Below are 20844 nucleotides of genomic sequence, written 5' to 3' on the forward strand. Positions count from 1 at the left end.
ACATTTTAACATTTAGCAGAATTGGTTTTAACCTTACATTAACAAAAATGTTAAAATTATTAGGTTTTCACAATTTGCTCATGTATTCTCTCAACTTGATCTTTAGTTTCTTCTAAATTTACATTATCCACTACAAAATCTGATAATGCAATTTTATCTTCATCACTCCATTGATTCTTTATAATGGCCTGAATTTTTTCTTCTGTTGTATCATCTCGTTTCAGTAAACGTTGAATACGCAAGTCCATTGGTGCAGTGACGGTAATCACCAAATCGCACTGCTTATTTCCGCCGTTTTCAAACAAAATAGCTACCTCTTTTATAACATAAGGTGCGTTTTGTTTTAACTTCCAGGCCTCAAAATGTTTACCAACTTCGGGGTGTACAATGGCATTCATTTTTTGAAGGTAGGTTTTATCATTAAAAATGATATTGGCTATAAATGGTTTATTTAACTCGCCATCTACATACACTTCCTTTCCAAACAATTCAATTAGTTTAGTTTTAATAACACTGGAAGTCACCATCAGTTTTTTAGCTTCAATATCCGCAATATATACTGGAATACCCAAAGCTTCAAATTGTTTGGCTACAGTTGTTTTACCACTACCAATACCGCCTGTAAGTCCGACTACAATCATTTTGTAATTATAAACTCTATCCGTTTCTGATTAATCTTTACATTTTTCACCTTTTCAGGGTACTCTGCTACTTCTGGCACTAAAAAATACTGATTATTTACTGTTTTACTAAAGTCGCAAACCACTTTAAAATCTTTCGCTGTTATCACATTAAAATCACTTAAACTTACGTAATACGTCACATTAACTTCCTTTGGAAAATACTTTAACGTTACATTTTCTGGCACATTAATAAGCTGTACAGGTATTTTTAAAATGCCCTCAGTGAATTTATCAACTTTAGCATTTAAAACCGTTTGCAAAGCCGAAAACTTTAAATCCTTATGCTTTTGATTTTGCTGTGGTAACTTTAATTTTACGGTTTTCAACACATCGGTTCGCACTTCCTTTAAAGCTAAAGATTCTGTTTCGATATGGTGAATTTTAGATACTTTAACTTCGGGACCAATAACTGTAATGGAATCTGGTTTTAAATTAAATGCTGAAGCTCGGTCATAACCTGGGCTGAATTTAATATCGGACTGCAATACAATAGGCACTTTTTTTACCATATTTTCATCAAACTGAAAAAATAGCGTATCCGGAGAGATGTTCAACACCTTTACCTGACTACTAAACTGTGTGTTTTGTACATAAGCCGAAGTTTTATGCCAAATAAAAAGTGAATCCTTTTTATAGACGTCCTTATTAAAATCAACCCTAATTTCAGGTTTCGAAAAATAATACTTCAACCACTTAAACCCATGGGTTTTTAATGTAACATCTAAACTAAGTGAATCGTTTAAAATTACATCTTCATCTGGCACATTAATCTTTTTGATATTAAATGTCAAAGTATTGGTATACTCCTTGGATAATTTATTAAATAGTAAAATAAGAAAAGCCGATAACAAGAACAAAACAAACACATTTAGCCTTTTACTTTTTACTGAAGCTAATATTTTTGATTTTAGTGCTTTTAGCATACTTATTTAAAAAATAATTTAGGAAACTGAGATTCCGGATTTCTCTTTAATACACTTACCGCCCAAGTCGATTTTAAAAAGCCATAACCATAGCCAAAAAACTGTACGGAAATTGCTATTAAACTCAATACGGAAACGACTATACTTTTTGTCGATATTAAAGCCTTAATAAATGCTATACTAAAATACAACACATAAAGTTTAAAAAAAGCATCTACTTGAAATAAAAGTAATATTATACTTGATATAAACCCTAGACTGAACACGGTAGGAAACCAATACATTAGTTTTTTGGTTTGAGGGTGCCATACATTTAGAATGGGACGAACCATTCCGAATTTATTCACCTGAATATAAAACTTTTTCCATGAAATCCTGCGTTTGTGATAAACATAGGCTTCTGGAATTAACTTGGTTTTATATCCTAAATCCCACAGACGGATGGATAAATCGGGGTCTTCGCCAGGATGAATATACCCAAATCCTTCTGACGCTTCAAAAGCCTGCTTAGAAATTCCCATATTAAAACTTCGTGGCTGAAACGTATCGACACTTTTTTTATTCCCTCTAATGCCTCCTGTGGTTATAAACGAGGTCATAGAGAAGTTTATGGCTTTTTGTAGATTAGTAAACGACTCATGTGCCGCATCGGGGCCACCAAAACAATCGACATAGTTTTCTGTTAAGCTTTTTTCTACTTCATTTAAATATTGCCGTGGTAAAATACAATCGGAATCGAGAATGATAAAATAATTGCCTTTGGCTTTGCGCATCCCATAATTTCTGGAATCTCCCGGACCAGAATTCTCTTTAAAAAAATAAGAGATGTCCAGCTTATCTTTAAAGCTATCCACAACGGCTTTAGAAGGGATAGACGACCCATCTTCTACAATTACAATTTCGAATGGGGTTTTAGTATTTAAAGCTTCAAAACTTTGTAATAGTTCCTGCGTCTCATCAGGTCGATTATAAACAGGTATGATAAATGAAAACTGTAGCTGCATTAAAGTTGTGTTTTGCGTTAGGGATTGAGGTATTGTTGAAGCTCCTCGCAGAGAGCGACTACCGAAAGCCCGACCGCGCCTTAGCGTGGTAACGCCCATATTATTTTAACAAATGTAACTAATCCTAACAAAAAAGCCACCCTAAATAAGGTGGCTCTTGGTATATAAAAAATGAATTTTTATTCTTCTCCTACAAAGGTACTCATAACCGCGTCACTTACCCCCATGTTACTGAAACCTCCATCGTTGTACAGATTTTGTAAAGTTACACGTTTTGTAAGATCACTAAATAAGGTTACTGCATAGTTTGCACAGTCTAATGCTGTTGCGTTACCAAGTGGCGACATTTTATCTGCGTAAGCAATAAATCCGTCGAATCCTTTAACACCGCTACCTGCAGTAGTAGGCGTTGGTGATTGAGAAATGGTGTTTACACGTACTTTTTTATCGCGACCAAAGAAATATCCGAAGCTACGAGCAATACTTTCTAAGTATGCTTTATTATCGGCCATATCGTTATAATCTGGGAATACACGTTGAGCAGCCATATAACTTAACGCCACAATACTCCCCCACTCATTCATAGCATCTGCTTTATAAAGTGTTTGCATTACTTTGTGAAAAGACATTGCAGAAACATCGGTTCCTTTTTGTGTCCAGTCGTAGTTTTGGTTTGTATAGTGGTTACCTTTACGTACGTTAATTGACATTCCAATAGAGTGAAGAACGAAATCGATTTTCCCGCCTAAAATCTCCATAGATTGCTCTACCAACTTTTGTAAGTCTTCAACCGAAGTTGCATCGGCAGGAATTACTTGAGAACCAGTTTTTTCAGCTAACTCGTTAATTTGTCCCATACGCATAGCTACAGGGGCATTAGTTAAAACGAATTGTCCACCTTCTTCATGAACACGTTCTGCAGTTTTCCATGCAATCGAATTTGAGTCTAATGCTCCAAAAATGATTCCTTTTTTTCCTTTTAATAAATTATAAGACATTTTCTTGGTTATTATATTGTTTTCTTTTTTTCTATTTGGTGGACAAAGATACTAATTAATTCAATAATTCTTTGGCATGTGCAATAGCAGATGAAGACATTTCTACACCGCCTAACATTTGTGCGATTTCCACAATACGCTCGTCGTGATTTAACTTTACCAAATTAGAGTGGGTTACTTCGTCTTTATCTTCTTTATACACTTTAAAATGCGAGTGTCCTTTGGCAGCCACCTGTGGTAAATGCGTAATGGCAAATACTTGCATAGACTTACTCATTTCCAGCATAATATCTCCCATTTTATTTGAAATCTCTCCTGAAACTCCAGTATCAATTTCATCGAACATGATGGTTGGTAACTGAATGTATTTTGCTAACACCGACTTAATAGCCAGCATAATTCTGGATAACTCTCCGCCTGATGCTGCTTTTTTTAATTCGTTATAATTTCCACCTTTATTCGCTGAAAACAGAAATGATAAATCGTCTTTTCCATTAGATAAGTACTCACTTTGAAGATTAACTTCAATATTAAACTGCGCATTTGGCATCCCTAAACCTACCAAAATTGACTCTAACTGTGCTTTTAATACTGGTATAACCTTAGAGCGTTTATCGTGTATGGTTTTAGCAATTGTATCTAAAGTCTTTGCCTGCTCCTCAATTTCACTCTCTTTGTTTTGAATAGATTCATCTAAGTTCTCGGTAACCGAAACCTTTTCTTCTAATTGATTTTTAATTTCAATAAGCTCTGCAACGGTTTCCACAACATGCTTTTGCATTAAATTATGAAGCAAACGCAATTGGGCATCGACTACTTCCAGTCGGTTTGGATCTGCTTCTAAGGAATCCTGTAGTTCATCAACTTCGCGATACACATCATCTAATTCAATTAAGCTACTATTTACTCTATTGAATAAATCCTCATATTTTGACGCATAGGAACTTAATTTCTGAAGTGTGTTTTTTAAAGCCGTTAGTGTGGTTATAGCCCCTAGCTGTTCATCGGTAAGTAACTGATATGCCTCACCTAATTTATCTTTTATGCTTTCTACATTATTCAGGCTTTCATACTCTTCTTCCAATGCTTCCAACTCTCCATCTATTAAATTAGCCTCAACCAACTCATTCAACAAAAAGCTATTGTAATCGTGTTCTTTGATAGCATCGGCCTGAAATTCTAAAAGCGATTTTAGTTCCTTTTTTAAGGTTTTGTAGACTTTTAATTCTGAAGTATACTGTTGAAGGGTTTCCTCATTATTCGCTAAAGCATCAATCACCTGAAACTGAAATTCATCAGTTGTTAACGCCATAGTTTGGTGTTGTGAATGGATATCAATTAACCGCTCACCCAACAATTGTAAACTACTTAGGTTTACTGGAGAATCATTTACAAAGGCTCTGGATTTACCTGATGGTAAAATTTCACGACGAATAATGGTTTGTTCATCATAATCGAAATCTTCAGACTCAAAAAGTGCTTTTAAATTATAATTTGAAATATTGAAAACCGCTTCTATAACACATTTGGTAGACGTATCTTTTAAACTGCTTAAGTCGGCACGCTTCCCTAAGATTAATGATAAACCTCCTAGAAGAATGGATTTACCGGCACCGGTTTCACCTGTGATAATCGAAAAACCATCGTTAAAATTAACGTTTAATTGATCGATTAATGCGTAATTTTTTATTGAAAGTGATGTTAGCAAAACTTTTAAATAAGATTAAAATTATGAAATTAAAGATAATGAAATGCCAATAACTAGCGTAGCATTAAAACTTAATATTTTGCCACTTACTATTGTAGGTTGGGGCCACTTTTTGAAGGGTTTCTTTAACACTAGCAATATTTACATTGGGTCCGTCGCTAAAAATTTGTTCAATCTCATCCGCCTTTGCATCGAAAAATGTACGTAGTAAAAACGAATTTGGTCGGCGTGAATTCATAGCTCTGAACTTAATTAAACTCGTAGCTATTTCTCCTTTACCGGACTTCGCATCATCACTCATAACATCTAAACCTTGTCTATGGTAATCGTACATGACCTGGCGGTATTCTTTGAAAGTAGGTGATAAAACATTATCGATTAATGCAAATCGACTTTGTAAACCGTCTTCAACCTTCCACCCCTTGTAGTTCTCCTGTTGAGAATAGTTGGTAATAATTTGAGCTTGTTTAAAATAAGGATCACCTCCATTTTCAGCAAAAGAATCGGCATCTAAACCTAAAACCATATACACATGAAACGCAATTACAGACACTAAGTTAGATTGATACTGTGTAGGATTAAAAATAAGATTTTGATATTCTAAATATCGAAAGTTAAAATCCTTGTCGTTAAAATTATAAATAGGTGTACTAAACGAAGACCCGTAAACCGGTCTGGACGATTGCACCTGTAATGATGCTTGAAATGACTCACCACTATAGTTTGTTACATTAACAATAAAACTACAATCAATACGCTCCTGTAAAGCAAAAGTTTTATCGGTCCACTTAGTATTGTTGATAAACTCATTAAGCTGCTTTTCTAAGGTCTTAAAAATAGGAAAGTTCTCGTTTCCGGTTTGCTGGGCATTAACTACCACATTACAATTTAATTCCTGGGCAAAACCAAAAATACTTAAACTGAATAATAAAACGACTAGAATGTTACGCATTAATTTGTTCTAAAATTTTATGTATCAAATCCTTAGCAACGTCTGCTTTAGATTTTAACTGATGTACATCAATATTATTTTCATCATCAATAAAGGTTACTTTATTAGTGTCGCCTTTAAAACCGGCGCCTTTATCGTTTAACGAATTTAAAACAATTAAATTTAAATTCTTTCTTTTTAGCTTGTCTTTTGCATTATCCAATTCGTTATTGGTTTCTAAGGCAAAGCCAACTAAAAACTGATGAGATTTAGCTGTTCCTAAAGACGCTAAGATATCCTGAGTTTTTTCTAACTCTAAAGTTAACGTTGCATCGCTCTTTTTTATTTTCTGCGAAGCAACTTCTTTTGGTTTATAATCGGCCACAGCTGCCGAACATATTGCCACATCAACCCTTGCATAATATTCATGAACTGCGTTGTACATATCCTGTGCACTAACAACCGGAATAACGTGAATTAAACTATGTGACACAGATTGACTGGTTGGCCCTGAAACTAAAATCACCTCTGCTCCCAAGTTTGCTGCAGCTTTAGCTATTTCGAAGCCCATTTTGCCACTGGAATGATTCCCTATAAAACGCACGGGATCGATAGCTTCATAGGTAGGGCCAGCAGTAATTAAAACTTTCTTTCCACGAAGGGGCAACTTATCAAGAATATCATTTTCAATAAAAGTTATAATATCTTCAGGTTCTGCCATACGGCCTTCACCTACCAACCCGCTGGCTAATTCACCGCTCGTAGCAGGAATCATGATATTGCCATACGATTTCAGAACTTTAAAAGAACGTAAGGTACTTTCATGTTTGTACATATCTAAGTCCATAGCAGGCGCAAAATACACCGGACATTTAGCTGATAAATAAACGGCTAACAATAAATTATCACAAACACCATTGGCCATTTTTGACATGGTATTAGCTGTTGCGGGCGCCACAACAAAAAAATCGGCCCAAAGTCCTAAATCAACGTGATTGGTCCAAACCGCATTATCATCATCTTCATGAGTGAACGATGAATGTACCGGATGTTTTGAAAGTGTAGATAAGGTTAAAGGGGTAATAAAATCTTTTGAAGCCGGCGTCATAACAACCTTTACGTTCGCACCAGACTTAATAAATAACCTTACTAATGAAGCTGTTTTGTAAGCGGCAATACCACCACTAATTCCTAATAGTATGTTCTTGCCGCTTAATATTGACATTTTAAAAACGTTTACTGATTATCTTCCTCAGTGTTTCTAAAATAAACTTTATCTGTTAACCATTCTTGAACAGCTAAAGCATGAGGTTTAGGTAATTTTTCGTAAAATTTAGACACCTCAATTTGCTCTTTGTTTTCAAAGATTTCTTCTAAGCTATCGTTGTAAGTAGCGAACTCTTCTAACTTATCGATAAGCTCTTTTTTAATCTCTGTGTTAATCTGCTCAGCACGTCTTGCAATGATAGAAATTGACTCATAAATATTGCCTGTTGGCTCGTCAATTTGGTTTCTGTCGTACGTAATGGTATTAACAGGAGCTGTGGTTTTCTTTAAATCCATCGTCTTTATATTTAACTTTTATGCTATAACTTTTTTATCTCTTCGTCTATTACGCCTCCAATTTCGTTAACTTCTTCAATATGTTCTGAAGAGGCATACGATTGCTTAAAGGATTCACAATATTCTTTTGCCTGCTCTAATCGAGGCTTTTTTAACGGAATTAAAGTTCCTCTTTTATAGTCGAAACTATTTACCGCCAATTTGTATGCTGAATCCAATCTGTAAAACAGCGCCTCCTCTCTTAAAGATGATCCAGGAAAATCAATTACAAAGTTATCGAATGACTTTATAGATGCTTCGAAATCTGAAATTGTATTGTATTGCTTTGCAATTTCAAACGCTTTCTTTTCTAACTTAAAGTCTAATTCATTAACCAATTCGTTCGCTGCCGATAAATACTCCGACTTTGGAAACTGGTTAATAAACCCTTGTAACTTATCTATCGCCTCTTTAGTTTCCGTTTGGTCTTTAGAATAAATTGGCGATCTCATATAATAACTTTTTGCTGCTAAAAAAGAGGTTTCTTCTAACTTCTCACTCTTAGGATAACTTGTTGCAAAACGCTCTAACTGATAACCAGCTGTATAATAATCTCCTATTTCGTATAACGACTTAGAATACAAATACATTAGCTTTTCGGCCTGAGGTTTCCCTCTATAACTGGCAATAAGCGGCTCGAACAATCGGTTTGCCTTAGCGTATTTACCTTCGTTATAAAGTTCTTCTCCCATTTTATACTTTGCAGCAATATCTTCAGACTTTAAGGTTTTCTGATATTCGCTACAAGAGTTTAAAACTGTGATTGTTAATACTAAATAAAGAAATCTTTTCATTTGTTGTTATTACCTGTTTCTATTATCAATTGTAATATGCATAACATAAACATATTTAATTTATTGTAAATATGCATATTTCATTGCTTTAAAACAAGATGCAAAATTAAGTTAATAATATGGATTTTAAAAATATTATTTCACGCTAAAATACTTGAAGGATTATAGGAACCGTAAGGATTAAGTAATATTTAACTTTTATATGGTTCGATAGCATCGAAAAGATCGTAGTCCAGAATTAAAGTTCCTTCAGGATTAAAATTCTGCGCCTTCACAAACTTGAAGTCAACCTGAGCTTCTTTTAAAACATAAGAGTGTATTTTATGCACTTCCTGATTAAAGGACTCGTCGTAATAACTCATCATGATAATTAACTCGCCATGAAGTTTTTTTATGGCTTCATTGGAATAACCCGATAACGGACTTTCTTCATCCAATTCATGAACAACAGTCCAGGTTGTTGGTAAATAATCGATGGCATCACGTTCCAGATTCAGCAAATAAAAATTATTCTGATATTCTCCGTTATCATTAAGCTGCGACAACATTAAAGTTACCGATATTTTTGGCTGAATCATTACCGATTTCCTATCGTTAACCAACCTAAACATAACGGCACGGTGTTCTTTAAAGTCTCTTAAAATAAGATGCTCGCTAAACCTGACTGCCGATCGTGGTTTAGAAAATCGGCCGTAAATTAAACCGGTAACAAAGGCAAACAACATTAAGCCTAGGAAAGATTCAATAGATGCTACCATACCGCTTAACCAGCCTTGAGGCGCCAAAGCTCCATACCCAACTGTAGTAAAGGTTTGAGTACTAAAGAAAAAAGCATTAAAAAAATCCTGAACCACACTGCCCGACAACGCCGTGATTTCTTCAATACCAATTAACAGATAAATTAGCGCAAATACAGCATTAATTAAGAAGCCTACCAAAAAAGACAGACCAAAAAAATAAAACCACGAAATATTTACCAAAAAGTGATAAGCTTCGGTAAATTTTCGTGGTTTATTCTGATATTTTAAATTAAAAGAGCCATCAGGTTTGAGCATGCGCTTAGCGTACTGCGCAGAGGCATTCCCTACTCCCGGATCTTTTATTTTATTTATCACATTAAAAGTTTGCTACAAACGATTTAATTTTAGCTTTTAACTCATAAGAGGCAGGCACCAATGGTAATCTAACTGTGTCTTGACAAAGTCCTAAAGCTTCGAAAACACCTTTAATTCCGGCTGGATTGTTTTCTTCAAAAATATAACCAATTACATCTATTAACTTGAAATAGATTTTATGTGCATCTTTAGCATTTCCAGCTAATCCTAAACGAATCATCTCTGAAAATTCTTTCGGGAATCCTTGCCCAATTACTGAGATTACACCTGCACCTCCCGCTAAAACAACACCTAAGGCTAAGTCATCATCACCAGAAATAATGGCAAAATCTTCAGGGCTATCCTTTAATAAGTCTAAATACTGAGCCACATTATTCCCTGCTTCCTTCACCCCTACAACATTAGCAAAATCGTTTGCTAAACGTAAAGTTGTCGATACTTCCATATTTTTAGCTGTACGACCTGGTACATTATACAATATAATATCCACCGGACAAGCCTCTGAAATAGCTTTGAAGTGTTGATAAATACCTTCTTGTGTTGGTTTACTATAATAAGGAACTACCGATAAAACAGCATCCATTTGACTTAAATCGGTTGATTTTATTTCTTCTACAACTAGAGCCGTATTGTTACCTCCAATACCTAAAACCATAGGTACGCGACCATTGTTTGCTTTAACTACAGTTTCAACAACTTCCTTTTTCTCCTGCTTTGTTAAGGTAACAACTTCTCCTGTTGTTCCGCAAATTACAAGATACTCAACTCCATTTTCTATATTGAAATTTACAATATTAGTCAAAGCCTCATGGTCCACGCTTAAATCTGATTTAAAAGGTGTAACCAAAGCAACTCCAGTTCCTAGAAACTTACTATTCATTTTTAATTTTATTTAATATAGTTAAGTATTTAAAAAGTTCGTTTTTAAACACATCAAATTCATTCAATTTGGTTTTAATAATTAAATCGTTTAAACGCTCATCTTCTTCCAAAACACCAATTTTAAATTTCGCTTTAGACAAGGCGGTCAGTAATTTTAATTCTAAAACATCTTTGCTGTAATAACTTATTAAAGCATCAAACTCTGTTTTTAAAAAAGCTTTCAATTCTGAATTATTTATAGAACCTTTCCAACCTAAATCTTTAACATTATAACACACATCCCAAGCACTTTGCAAACCTATTTCTCGTTCAGAAAAAGCAATTATTTTTACTCTATTAGGAAGTGCTTTTATTAGGTCGGCTAACTTTTTAAATTGTTCAAAGTTTTCCGTTTCATCATAATTAAAGATAACACCTAAACTTTCTATTTCACTATCATCAACAGCTCCCTGTCGTTCAGCTAACACTTTGTTTAAGTACTTTTTATTAGATTTTTCTTTAAAACCCTTTAAAATCATTTATCTTTATAATTTGCGCAAAGGTAACAAAACTAGATTCAAAAAATCTACTAAAAACATGAGGTTTACATTTTTAATTTATTTGTTATATATATCACTTTTTACCAATTGTAAACAACCCGAATATCACCTAACAAAAATTGAAGGCAAGCAAATTGGAGTTACAGATAGCTTAAAAGCAATCTCTGAAATAGACAGTTTTATTCAACCCTATCGTACCCATCTAAAAAAAGACATGGATAGTGTTCTAGCTTATTCTGTGGGCACTTATTCGAGAGATGATGGCGAATTTAATACCGCCATAGGAAATTTTATGGTCGATGCAGTTCATGAGCAAGCGAACCCTATTTTTAAAAGCCGCACTGGACATGATATAGATATGGTTTTATTTACCTACGGAACAGTACGCACCATAATCTCCAAGGGGGATATTACCATTAGAACGGTTTATGAACTCATGCCTTTTGAAAACAACATTGTTGTAGTCGCATTAAAACAACCGCAAATAGATAGCATGTTGCAGTATTTGTGTAAAACAAAAAAGGCAAATCCGTTTTCAAAACTAAAATTAACAATTGATAAAAATTACGATTTAGTAAATGCTACTATCAGCGGCAAACCAATAGAGAACAACAAAACCTACTATGTAGCAACCCATGATTACCTCTATAATGGCGGAGATAACATGACCTTTTTTCAACCAAACGACAGCCTTTACAAACTTAATTACAAAGTTAGAAATGCTTTAATAGACTACCTGAAAAAAGCAGATACTATTAATCCCGTTATGGATGACCGCTATATTCAAATTCCCCGAAAATAAACAGTATGAAACGACGAGATTTTATTCAGCAGGTTTCTGCTACAACAGCATTAATTTCATTAGGTGGTATCGGGCTACATTCGTTTTCTAACAAACCTATTGTCAAGCAAATAACTATACTTCATACCAACGACGTGCATAGCCATATCGATCCGTTTGGCCCAGATGATGGTAAATATCCGAATATGGGCGGTGTAGCCAGACGTGCTAGCTTAATAGAATCCATACGACGAGAAAACCCAAATACACTTCTCCTTGATGCAGGTGATATTTTTCAAGGCACTCCTTATTTTAATTATTACGGAGGTGAATTAGAATTCAAACTAATGAGTATGCTAAAATATGATGCTGCCACATTAGGGAATCATGACTTCGATGCCGGAATTGACGGTTTATATGCGCAGCTACCTCATGCTAAATTTGATTTCATTTGTTCTAATTACGATTTTTCAAACACCACTATGGACACTCATACTAAACCCTATAAGGTATTTACTTTAGATGGAATTAAAATTGGGATTTTCGGATTGGGAATTAAATTAAAAGGATTGGTTGATAGCGATAACTACAAAGAAACTACCTACTTGGACCCTATTGAAACTGCACAGGAAATGACGCGTATTTTAAAAACCGAAAACGCATGCGATTTAATTATATGCCTGTCTCATTTAGGGTATCATTACAAAAAAGAACCTAATAAATTATGCGATTTAAAAGTGGCGAGCCTAACCAAAGACATCGATTTAATTATTGGCGGCCACACCCATACGTTTTTACCCAAACCAACAGTAGTTAAAAACAGTGAAGAAAAACAAATGCTTGTTAATCAAGTGGGATGGCATGGCATCAACTTAGGAAGAATTGATTTTTATTTTGATTCAGACAAAAACAAGTCTGCCAACGGAACTTCAATTATAGTTTAAACCAAAACATTATTAGTACTTATTTCCTTTGAATCCTGAATTTGCATTTTATCTGAAATCGCATATTTAAACAAGAAATACAAAGCCGAAGCATACAAAATACGCTCTACAGCAACAAAACCTAAATGATAAAAATAATAGAGGTTTACATAGTTTAACACAACAGAAACAAACAAACTCCCCACTCCTATTAAAAACCAGACAGACACTTTTGTTTGCGTATTTAAATACACCCCAAACGATATCAACCCCAAAACGACAAGGCTTAAACTTTTCACAGCAAATAGTTGTACTTCAGTAGCGCTATTTAATACCACATTCAATATTGAATAAATCTGAAACAAAAAAAACATGATGATACAAAACACACCTACTAGATAAGATCCCACCAAAGCACGAATTTCTGATACTTTAAATTTAGGCAAAATCATAATCAGCAAATACATAAACCCCAAAAAGTAAAATACACTTGAAGCTTTGGTAAGCATATTTTCTAAAAAGAAGAGATTCGATGCATCTCCTAAAAAAGAAAACAACAAATAGGCTATAAAACTAAATTGTAAAGACTTGTATTTGAAAAAATATGCTACCGAAAATAACGGCACATATAACAATAAACTATACGTTACAAGAGAAGCATTTGAGGTTAAAGCTGCAATAAAACTTATAGCAACAAGCAACCACAAAGCTAATACAAAGACTCTATCGTCTGTATTTGCGATCCAGTTTTTCATGGTAATTTCATAAGTAGGTTAATCAAACTTAATAAAATTTTACGTTTCATACGAAAAAACAAACCGTTAATCGATGAAATACCTTGTTTTTAAAATGATGTAGATTAAATTTCCTGTGACACCATCTCTATTCCTTCATTTTTCTCATCTAACAGTTTAGACTGCTTGTAGAAGAAATAAAAGCCAACAAGATACAAAGTTGTCGATAGCAAATTTAGTAAGTTACGTTCAGCAATATAGGTATAAGCCACCCACATGACCTCAGCAAAAACAACACAAAGAACACCTATAAACAAGTACAAGGCTTTAACGTTGTCTTTATAAAAATACCCAAGAAGCGCTACAGAAAGAAGTGATAAAAGGATAACATTATATACTAACTCCATGTAAAATTCATCTGTCGTAACCACAAAAGGTTTAACTATATTTTGCAATACATACACAATATACACACTCAATACAGACAACACCAACAAATGAATATAATAGTTCTTTATCAGGTATTTCAATTTAATGGATTTACATATTTCTATCAATAGACATGCATACGATAGAATATACAAACCGTTTCCAAAATAGTAATCTATGTGCTTATAAATGTCAAACTGCTCGAAAAACACCAATATATCAGAAACTGAAAACAAAACTAAAAACAGCGTAAAAAACAACGACTTATCTTTCACTTTAATAAAGTAAATAAACGTGATAACTGGTAGAATTAACGAACTGGAATAATAAGCCAAATCATCATGCCCCGTAAACTGAAACAGTACAAATAATATGTAAATTAATATAACCAAACCCTCTATTATTTTCGATTTAAGCATAATAGCAATCTAATTCTTAAGGGCAAATATAAACAAATAATGTAATTAAACGGTAAAAAAGTGCTTTTTATCGATAAAAAATTATCCGAAGCTTATCATTTGTAAGAATTCAGATTCGGATTTTATAGCAATATTCAAGCTTTCCGCCTTTTTTAACTTACTTGGCCCCATTTTATCACCCGCAACCAAAAAGCTTGTTTTCGACGATATTGAACTGCTTACTTTACCTCCGTTATCTTCGATTAGCTTTTTAAGTTCTCCTCTTGAGACTATTTCGAACACTCCAGAAACCACAATACTCTGCCCTTTTAAAATATCGGTTTGTCCCTGAAGCTCTTCTGCCGAGATTTCTAACTGTACTCCAAAAGATTTCAACCTTTCAATGATATTGAGGTTTTCTTCAGAAGCAAAAAACGCCAGAACACTTTCTGCTATTTTTACACCAATCTCATCCACATTCACTAATTCATCTTGGGTGGCCTGAGCAATAGCATCAATACTTTTATAATGCTTAGCTAACTTTTTTGCTACCGTTTCTCCTACATAACGAATTCCTAAAGCATACAATACGCGTTCAAAAGGAATGCTTTTAGAAGCCTCTATACCCTTAACTAAGTTCTCTGCACTTTTTTCCGCCATACGCTCTAACGGAACAACCTGCTCTTTAGTTAATTCGTATAAATCTGAACAATTACTAATAAGACCCGCTTTTACAAGTAAAGTCACTGTTTCACCCCCTAAACCTTCTATATCCATCGCTTTACGAGAAATATAATGCTGAATACGACCAATAATTTGGGGTTCACAACCATTATAATTAGGACAATAATGCTGAGCTTCCCCTTCTTGCCTCACCAACTCGGTTTGACATTCCGGACACCGCGTGATGTATTCGGTAGGAACAGAATCCAACGGACGCAGAGATAAGTCAACACCTAAAATTTTTGGAATAATTTCGCCGCCTTTCTCAACATATACTTCATCTCCTACTCTAATATCCAATTTTGCAATCTGATCGGCATTGTGTAACGACGCACGTTTAACAGTAGTTCCTGCCAATTCCACAGGTTCTAAATTAGCAACAGGCGTTATAGCTCCGGTGCGCCCCACTTGATAGGTGATACTATTTAATCGGGTAGACACCTGCTCTGCCTTAAATTTATAAGCCATTGCCCATCGTGGCGCTTTGGCTGTATAACCTAATTCTTCCTGTTGTTGCAGATTATTCACCTTTATAACCACTCCATCAGTTTCGTACGGGAGATTATGGCGTTCTTCATTCCAATAATCAATAAATTCCAGAACTTCATCAATCGAATTGGTTAGTTTCGCTGCATTTGGTACTTTAAACCCCCATTGCCTGGCTTTATCTAAACTCTCAAATTGTGAATTAACTCCTAAATTGGTTCCCGTTAAATTATATAACAAACATTCTAACGGACGCTTAGCCACCTCTGCACTATCCTGAAGTTTTAAACTTCCTGAAGCCGTATTTCTTGGATTTCTATAAGGCTCCTCACCTATTTCAATACGCTCTTCATTCATTTTATTGAAACCATCAAAAGGCAAAATAATTTCACCACGAATATCAAATTTCTCAGGAAAATCACCTTTTAATTCTAGTGGAACTGATTTTATGGTACGTACATTCGCTGTCACATTATCACCTTGAAAACCATCACCTCGAGTAACGGCTTTTACAAGCTTACCATTTTCATAAGTTAAACTTATTGAAGCACCATCGTATTTTAACTCGCAAGTATATTGAATGTCTCCATCGACCATTTTTTTAATACGCGTTTCCCAATCCTGCAAATCTTCTTTAGAATATGAATTATCTAGAGAATACATACGATACTCATGCGCAACCGTTTCAAAATTTTTAGTCACAGCACCACCAACACGCTGCGTTGGCGAATTAGCATCAAAAAACTCAGGGTGTTTTGCTTCCAGATCTTGCAATTCTTTCAACTTTAAATCGAAATCATAATCTGAAATTACCGGAGTATCTAAAACATAATAGTTATAATTATGCTGATTTAATTCGTCTCTAAGTTTTTTTATCTGTTGTTCTGTATTCATGGGTAATTCTCTAATTCTTTTCTCCTTTTATCATTCTATCTTTCTTGAAGATATCCTGTTTTAATTGAATATTCACAAAATGATTTGAGGTTAATAAATGAATCATTTCTCGTCCTAAGAATTCATTAATCTCAAAAAATAATGCGCCTTGCTTTTCTAAATTTGAACTTGCGTATTGTGCTATGGCTTTATAAAACAGTAACGGGTTTTCATCTTTCACAAACAAAGCCAAATGCGGTTCGTTGTTTAACACATTAGGCTTCATCAATTGTTTCTCCTGCTCACGCACGTATGGAGGGTTCGATACAATAACGCTAAAGCTCATGCTTTTAAATGCATCACTCCAGGTATCAGGATTTAATATATTGGCTTCAATAAACTCGATAGAAACATTATTTAATTCAGCATTTTGCCTTGCCATTTTTAAAGCCTCAGGACTTACATCAAGAGCGTAAACTTTAGCATTTGGGATATTTTTAGCTAGAGAAATAGCTATGCAGCCGCTGCCTGTCCCAATATCTAAAATATTTAAAGTTTCATGATTTAATTTTGGCTGATGCTTAATAATCCACTCCACCAACTCTTCAGTTTCAGGTCGCGGTATCAAGGTATATGGATTGACCTTAAACGGTAGACCGTAAAATTCGGTCTCTCCCAATATATATTGTATAGGCTGTTCTTCCTTTAACAGCTCCAAAGCCTCTTTCAACTTCGCGCTATCATTAACTAATGTTTCCGGATCCATCGCCAGTTTAATTCTTGTCAAATTATAAAACGACTCTATCAACAAAAAAAAGAAACTATCGACTTCTTCTTTTCCGTAAATATCATCCAATTCCAGATGAAACTGCTGTTGTATATCCTTTAATTTCATAGTTTGCGTGTTCACAACATTAACTCTAAATTCAACACTAAACAAGTTAAACCAATAAACATCAAGTGGTTATTTAAAGCTGCAACAATAGTCTTTTACTAACTTTAAAATGTTAATTTTGCGCAAGTGAAGATACTTAAATCTCAAAAAAAAGACCATGAAACGCCTTATAATCTTATCAACAATATTTACCACTTTTTTAAGTTGCTCAGTAAAAGAAAAACCAGAATTCTTAGGCGTTGAAAACATACATGTTACAGATTCGAACTCAAAACAAATTATTGTATCTGCCAATGCCTTATTTTTAAACCCGAATGTTATTGGCGGCTCTTTAGAAACCGATGAAATCAAAATCTATGTTAACGATAACGAAATGGGAAAAGTATCTGCCGAACGTTTTGATGTTCCGGCCGAAAAAGAATTTGCTATTCCATTGCGAGCTGAAATCCCAACCGATAGTATTTTTAGCGACAAAAGTTTAAGTGGTTTACTAGGAAGCTTGTTCAGCAGAAAAATAAAAGTACAGTATAAAGGAGACATCACCTATAGAGTATTTGGATTTTCGTATACTTACACTTTAGACAAAACAGAAGACATAAAAATAAAATAAGCTGCTTTGAAAACGCACGAATTTTACATAAAGCGTTGTATAGAAATTGCTAAAAACGGATTGGGCTCAACCAGACCGAACCCTATGGTTGGTAGTGTTATTGTGCATAACAATAAAATAATTGGAGAAGGATTTACAAGTAGCTATGGAGGCAATCATGCCGAGGTTAACGCTATTAATTCGGTAAAACACAAAAACCTTTTAAAGAAAGCCACCATATATGTAACACTGGAACCTTGTTCGCATTATGGAAAAACTCCGCCTTGCAGCGATTTGATAATCAAGCACCAAATCCCGAATGTGGTGATCGGGTGTTTAGACGATAATATTTTAGTTGCCGGAAAAGGCATCGAAAAGCTAAAAAATGCCGGATGCCAGGTTACTGTAGGCGTTTTAGAAAATGAATGCAAAACGCACCACAAGCGATTCTTTACATTTCATAACAAAAAACGCCCATATATTATATTAAAATGGGCTGAAACTACCGATGGTTTTATTGCTCCAGAAACTAGAAACGAACAAAAACCAGTCTGGATTACCAACTCTTATAGCAGACAACTGGTTCATAAATGGCGCGCAGAAGAGCAGGCTATTTTAGTAGGCACAAATACCGTTTTACAGGACAACCCGAGTTTAACGACAAGAAACTGGACTGGTGAACACCCTATCCGCATAGTGTTAGATGCCAAAAACAAACTCCCTAAAGACCTTGCTGTTTTTAACAATGAAGCCAGAACCATTTCTATAACAAAAAGCGATATTGATTTTTCAAAACAAGTAGCACAACAAATTTGTGAGTTGTTGCACCAAGAAAACATCACTTCCATTATTATTGAAGGTGGCGCAAAAACACTTCAAACATTTATTGATGAAAATTTATGGGACGAAGCTCGAATTTTCACAGGAAATGCAACTTTTAAAAATGGTACCAAAGCACCAGAATTTTCAGGAAGATTGATTTCTGAAAAACAAATTATTAACGACACATTAAAAATTTATACCAATGATTAATACCCTGATTTTCGATTTCGGGAATGTATTCATTAACCTAGATATTGAAGGTAATTTAAACTATGCCTTCGAGAAGTTCAAAATCGATTCATTTTCTGAAGAAATGATGGCTTTCAACAGTTTTTATGAGCAAGGCTTAATTTCTACTGAAGAACTTCTTGGATTTTACAGCGATAATTTTCCGCATTTATCAAATGAAGAATTAATTAGCATTTGGAATTTTATGCTGAAAGATTTCCCAAAACACCGATTAGACTTTATTCAGCAATTAAAAAAAGAAGACAACTACAAACTCATACTATTAAGTAATACCAACGACTTACATATCGATTGGATTAAAGAACAGGTTCCGTTTTTTGAAGACTTCAAAGCCTGCTTTCATCAATTTTATTTATCCCATGAAATTCAACTGAGAAAGCCCAATAAAGATATCTTCGAATTTGTATTAGGCGAAAACAATCTTAATGCTCATGAATGCTTCTTTATTGACGACAATACAGATAACTGCAATACCGCAGAAACAATGGGAATTAAAACATGGAACATCAACCCAAAAACTGATGATGTAACCACTTTATTCGAAACAAAAGCTGATATACTATAATTGATTTGGACAACTCTGATTTATACAAAACCATAAAGGCGCCCGTAGAAGGCATATTGTACAAAGACAAAAACAGCAAATTTTTTGGTTACGCTTACCCTGTTTCAACCGAAGACGACATTAAAGCACATATAGAAAACTTAAAAAAAGAACACCATTCAGCAAGACACTGGTGCTACGCATACCAGATAGGAACAGAAAACATAAGCTACAGAGCCAATGACGATGGCGAACCTAGCAATTCGGCTGGCATGCCTATATATGGACAAATTCAGTCGTTCGAGGTTACAAACACCTTAATAGTAGTGGTTCGTTACTTTGGCGGTGTTAAATTAGGCGTTGGCGGGTTAATTAGCGCCTATAAAACAACGGCACAATTAACGCTTGATGAAGCTAAAATTATTGAGAAGACCATTAACAAAGATTTTTTAATAACTTTTGATTACAAAAACATGAATACCGTGATGCGTGTTATCAAGGAAAAAAACTTAAATATTACGCATCAAAAACTGGAGTTAGATTGTCAAATTACTATCTCGGTAAGGAAGACCGAAGCCGCATCTGTTTTTAACACCTTCGATCACCTTTTTGAAATAAAAATTAAGGAAATTTAGACTACTTCTTAATAGCGTCTAAAATGTATTGAGGAGCCCGCATTGGTCGGTTAGTTTTCATATCTATAAACACCAAAGTTGTACTGGCCGTTGTTAAAATTTCACCCGCTTCGTTAGTTATTTCATATTCGAATTCAATTTTAGCCGTAGGCGTCTTAACTACTTGAGTTTTTACATTAATTACATCATCGTAACACGCTGATTTTTTATAATTTACAGTCATAGAAACAACTGGTAGCATCACGCCATTTTCCTCCATAGACTTGTAAGAAACCCCAAGTTTTCTAAGCCATTCAATGCGTCCCATCTCCAGATATAACGCGTAATTTCCGTGATAAACCACTCCCATTTGGTCGGTTTCACCATAACGCACTCTAATTTGTATTTCGTCGATTTTCATAAGGATTATTAAATATTTTTTTGTAGTTTCGGCAAAGGCTATTACATGAGTAATTTTTTGGAAAAATTCAATACCCTTTTGATTTTTTTTTTAAGATTTTTGTTCACATATTTGCCAAGCCAAAGAACAACAAAGAGAAACTTTTTTCTCGATCACAAAACTACTAAAACCCACGAAATAAACA

General features: G+C 34.4%; 23 protein-coding genes. 6 read left to right on the top strand and 17 right to left on the bottom strand.

Features of this window, described 5'->3' with window-relative positions; translation table 11 throughout:
- Nucleotides 1-59: 59 nt before the first annotated feature.
- From coaE to RBH94_RS16005, 12 genes are all read right to left on the bottom strand, one after another.
- Complete coding sequence (gene coaE / locus RBH94_RS15950; protein WP_307881800.1) at nucleotides 60-641, bottom strand: dephospho-CoA kinase; 582 nt, start codon at nucleotides 639-641, stop codon at nucleotides 60-62.
- Entirely contained in the window at nucleotides 638-1606 is a 969-nt protein-coding gene (locus RBH94_RS15955; protein WP_307881801.1) for a YbbR-like domain-containing protein, read from the bottom strand. Before RBH94_RS15955 ends, coaE begins: the two co-directional genes overlap by 4 nt.
- A gap of 2 nt (nucleotides 1607-1608) precedes the next feature.
- Complete coding sequence (locus RBH94_RS15960) at nucleotides 1609-2610, bottom strand: glycosyltransferase family 2 protein (protein ID WP_307881802.1); 1002 nt, start codon at nucleotides 2608-2610, stop codon at nucleotides 1609-1611.
- A gap of 179 nt (nucleotides 2611-2789) precedes the next feature.
- Complete coding sequence (locus RBH94_RS15965) at nucleotides 2790-3608, bottom strand: enoyl-ACP reductase (protein WP_188222405.1); 819 nt, start codon at nucleotides 3606-3608, stop codon at nucleotides 2790-2792.
- A 55-nt stretch (nucleotides 3609-3663) separates the two neighbouring features.
- Nucleotides 3664-5316 carry a DNA repair protein RecN gene (gene recN / locus RBH94_RS15970; protein WP_307881803.1) on the bottom strand — a complete coding sequence of 551 codons (1653 nt, stop codon included), beginning with the start codon at nucleotides 5314-5316 and terminating at the stop codon, nucleotides 3664-3666.
- Nucleotides 5317-5380: 64 nt separating this feature from the next.
- Nucleotides 5381-6268, bottom strand: a complete 888-nt coding sequence (locus tag RBH94_RS15975) for a DUF4835 family protein (protein ID WP_307881804.1) — start codon at nucleotides 6266-6268, stop codon at nucleotides 5381-5383.
- Nucleotides 6261-7472, bottom strand: a complete 1212-nt coding sequence (coaBC, locus tag RBH94_RS15980) for a bifunctional phosphopantothenoylcysteine decarboxylase/phosphopantothenate--cysteine ligase CoaBC (RefSeq protein WP_307881805.1) — start codon at nucleotides 7470-7472, stop codon at nucleotides 6261-6263. Before coaBC ends, RBH94_RS15975 begins: the two co-directional genes overlap by 8 nt.
- Before the next feature lie 11 nt (nucleotides 7473-7483).
- Nucleotides 7484-7810 (bottom strand): DNA-directed RNA polymerase subunit omega, encoded by a 327-nt coding sequence (locus RBH94_RS15985; protein ID WP_188222409.1) that lies wholly within the window; start codon nucleotides 7808-7810, stop codon nucleotides 7484-7486.
- Between the two features lie 23 nt (nucleotides 7811-7833).
- Complete coding sequence (locus RBH94_RS15990; RefSeq protein ID WP_188222410.1) at nucleotides 7834-8643, bottom strand: outer membrane protein assembly factor BamD; 810 nt, start codon at nucleotides 8641-8643, stop codon at nucleotides 7834-7836.
- Nucleotides 8644-8834: 191 nt separating this feature from the next.
- Entirely contained in the window at nucleotides 8835-9758 is a 924-nt protein-coding gene (locus RBH94_RS15995) for an ion channel (protein WP_307881806.1), read from the bottom strand.
- Nucleotide 9759: 1 nt separating this feature from the next.
- A complete protein-coding gene (gene dapA, locus RBH94_RS16000; RefSeq protein WP_307881807.1) occupies nucleotides 9760-10638 on the bottom strand; it encodes a 4-hydroxy-tetrahydrodipicolinate synthase in 879 nt (292 codons plus the stop codon).
- Nucleotides 10631-11158 carry a hypothetical protein gene (locus tag RBH94_RS16005; RefSeq protein WP_307881808.1) on the bottom strand — a complete coding sequence of 176 codons (528 nt, stop codon included), beginning with the start codon at nucleotides 11156-11158 and terminating at the stop codon, nucleotides 10631-10633. Before RBH94_RS16005 ends, dapA begins: the two co-directional genes overlap by 8 nt.
- Before the next feature lie 58 nt (nucleotides 11159-11216).
- On the opposite strand from RBH94_RS16005, the gene RBH94_RS16010 reads away from it, so the two are divergent.
- Together RBH94_RS16010 and RBH94_RS16015 are read left to right on the top strand one after the other, a co-directional pair.
- Nucleotides 11217-11981, top strand: a complete 765-nt coding sequence (locus tag RBH94_RS16010; RefSeq protein WP_307881809.1) for a 5'-nucleotidase C-terminal domain-containing protein — start codon at nucleotides 11217-11219, stop codon at nucleotides 11979-11981.
- A gap of 5 nt (nucleotides 11982-11986) precedes the next feature.
- Nucleotides 11987-12904, top strand: coding sequence for a bifunctional UDP-sugar hydrolase/5'-nucleotidase (locus RBH94_RS16015; protein ID WP_307881810.1), 918 nt, complete (start codon nucleotides 11987-11989; stop codon nucleotides 12902-12904).
- Here the strand turns inward: RBH94_RS16015 and RBH94_RS16020 are convergent.
- The 4 genes from RBH94_RS16020 to prmC form a co-directional block, all read right to left on the bottom strand.
- Nucleotides 12901-13638 carry a hypothetical protein gene (locus tag RBH94_RS16020; RefSeq protein WP_307881811.1) on the bottom strand — a complete coding sequence of 246 codons (738 nt, stop codon included), beginning with the start codon at nucleotides 13636-13638 and terminating at the stop codon, nucleotides 12901-12903. The genes RBH94_RS16015 and RBH94_RS16020 overlap by 4 nt on opposite strands.
- A 104-nt stretch (nucleotides 13639-13742) precedes the next feature.
- Entirely contained in the window at nucleotides 13743-14465 is a 723-nt protein-coding gene (locus RBH94_RS16025; protein WP_307881812.1) for a hypothetical protein, read from the bottom strand.
- Nucleotides 14466-14546: 81 nt separating this feature from the next.
- Nucleotides 14547-16547 (bottom strand): NAD-dependent DNA ligase LigA, encoded by a 2001-nt coding sequence (ligA, locus tag RBH94_RS16030; protein WP_307881813.1) that lies wholly within the window; start codon nucleotides 16545-16547, stop codon nucleotides 14547-14549.
- 10 nt (nucleotides 16548-16557) lie between these two features.
- Nucleotides 16558-17421 (bottom strand): peptide chain release factor N(5)-glutamine methyltransferase, encoded by an 864-nt coding sequence (gene prmC, locus RBH94_RS16035; RefSeq protein WP_307881814.1) that lies wholly within the window; start codon nucleotides 17419-17421, stop codon nucleotides 16558-16560.
- A 157-nt stretch (nucleotides 17422-17578) separates the two neighbouring features.
- Here prmC and RBH94_RS16040 point away from each other — a divergent pair, with 157 nt between their 5' ends.
- The 4 genes from RBH94_RS16040 to RBH94_RS16055 are packed head-to-tail and all read left to right on the top strand — an operon-like array spanning nucleotide 17579 to nucleotide 20260.
- On the top strand, nucleotides 17579-18031 hold the full coding sequence (locus tag RBH94_RS16040; protein WP_307881815.1) for a hypothetical protein: 453 nt from the start codon (nucleotides 17579-17581) through the stop codon (nucleotides 18029-18031).
- Nucleotides 18032-18037: 6 nt separating this feature from the next.
- Nucleotides 18038-19042 (top strand): bifunctional diaminohydroxyphosphoribosylaminopyrimidine deaminase/5-amino-6-(5-phosphoribosylamino)uracil reductase RibD, encoded by a 1005-nt coding sequence (gene ribD / locus RBH94_RS16045; protein ID WP_307881816.1) that lies wholly within the window; start codon nucleotides 18038-18040, stop codon nucleotides 19040-19042.
- Nucleotides 19035-19646 carry an HAD-IA family hydrolase gene (locus RBH94_RS16050; protein ID WP_307881817.1) on the top strand — a complete coding sequence of 204 codons (612 nt, stop codon included), beginning with the start codon at nucleotides 19035-19037 and terminating at the stop codon, nucleotides 19644-19646. The genes ribD and RBH94_RS16050 overlap by 8 nt, the downstream gene beginning before the upstream one ends.
- 5 nt (nucleotides 19647-19651) lie before the next feature.
- The gene (locus RBH94_RS16055) at nucleotides 19652-20260 is read left to right on the top strand and encodes a YigZ family protein (RefSeq protein WP_307881818.1); all 609 of its coding nucleotides are present in this window, start codon (nucleotides 19652-19654) and stop codon (nucleotides 20258-20260) included.
- Nucleotide 20261: 1 nt separating this feature from the next.
- On the opposite strand, the gene RBH94_RS16060 is transcribed toward RBH94_RS16055, so the two are convergent.
- The gene (locus RBH94_RS16060) at nucleotides 20262-20660 is read right to left on the bottom strand and encodes a thioesterase family protein (protein ID WP_188222424.1); all 399 of its coding nucleotides are present in this window, start codon (nucleotides 20658-20660) and stop codon (nucleotides 20262-20264) included.
- Between the last annotated feature and the right edge of the window lie 184 nt (nucleotides 20661-20844).

Source organism: Aestuariibaculum sp. YM273 (genome assembly GCF_030908365.1).
In the GTDB taxonomy this organism is placed as follows: domain Bacteria; phylum Bacteroidota; class Bacteroidia; order Flavobacteriales; family Flavobacteriaceae; genus Aestuariibaculum; species Aestuariibaculum marinum.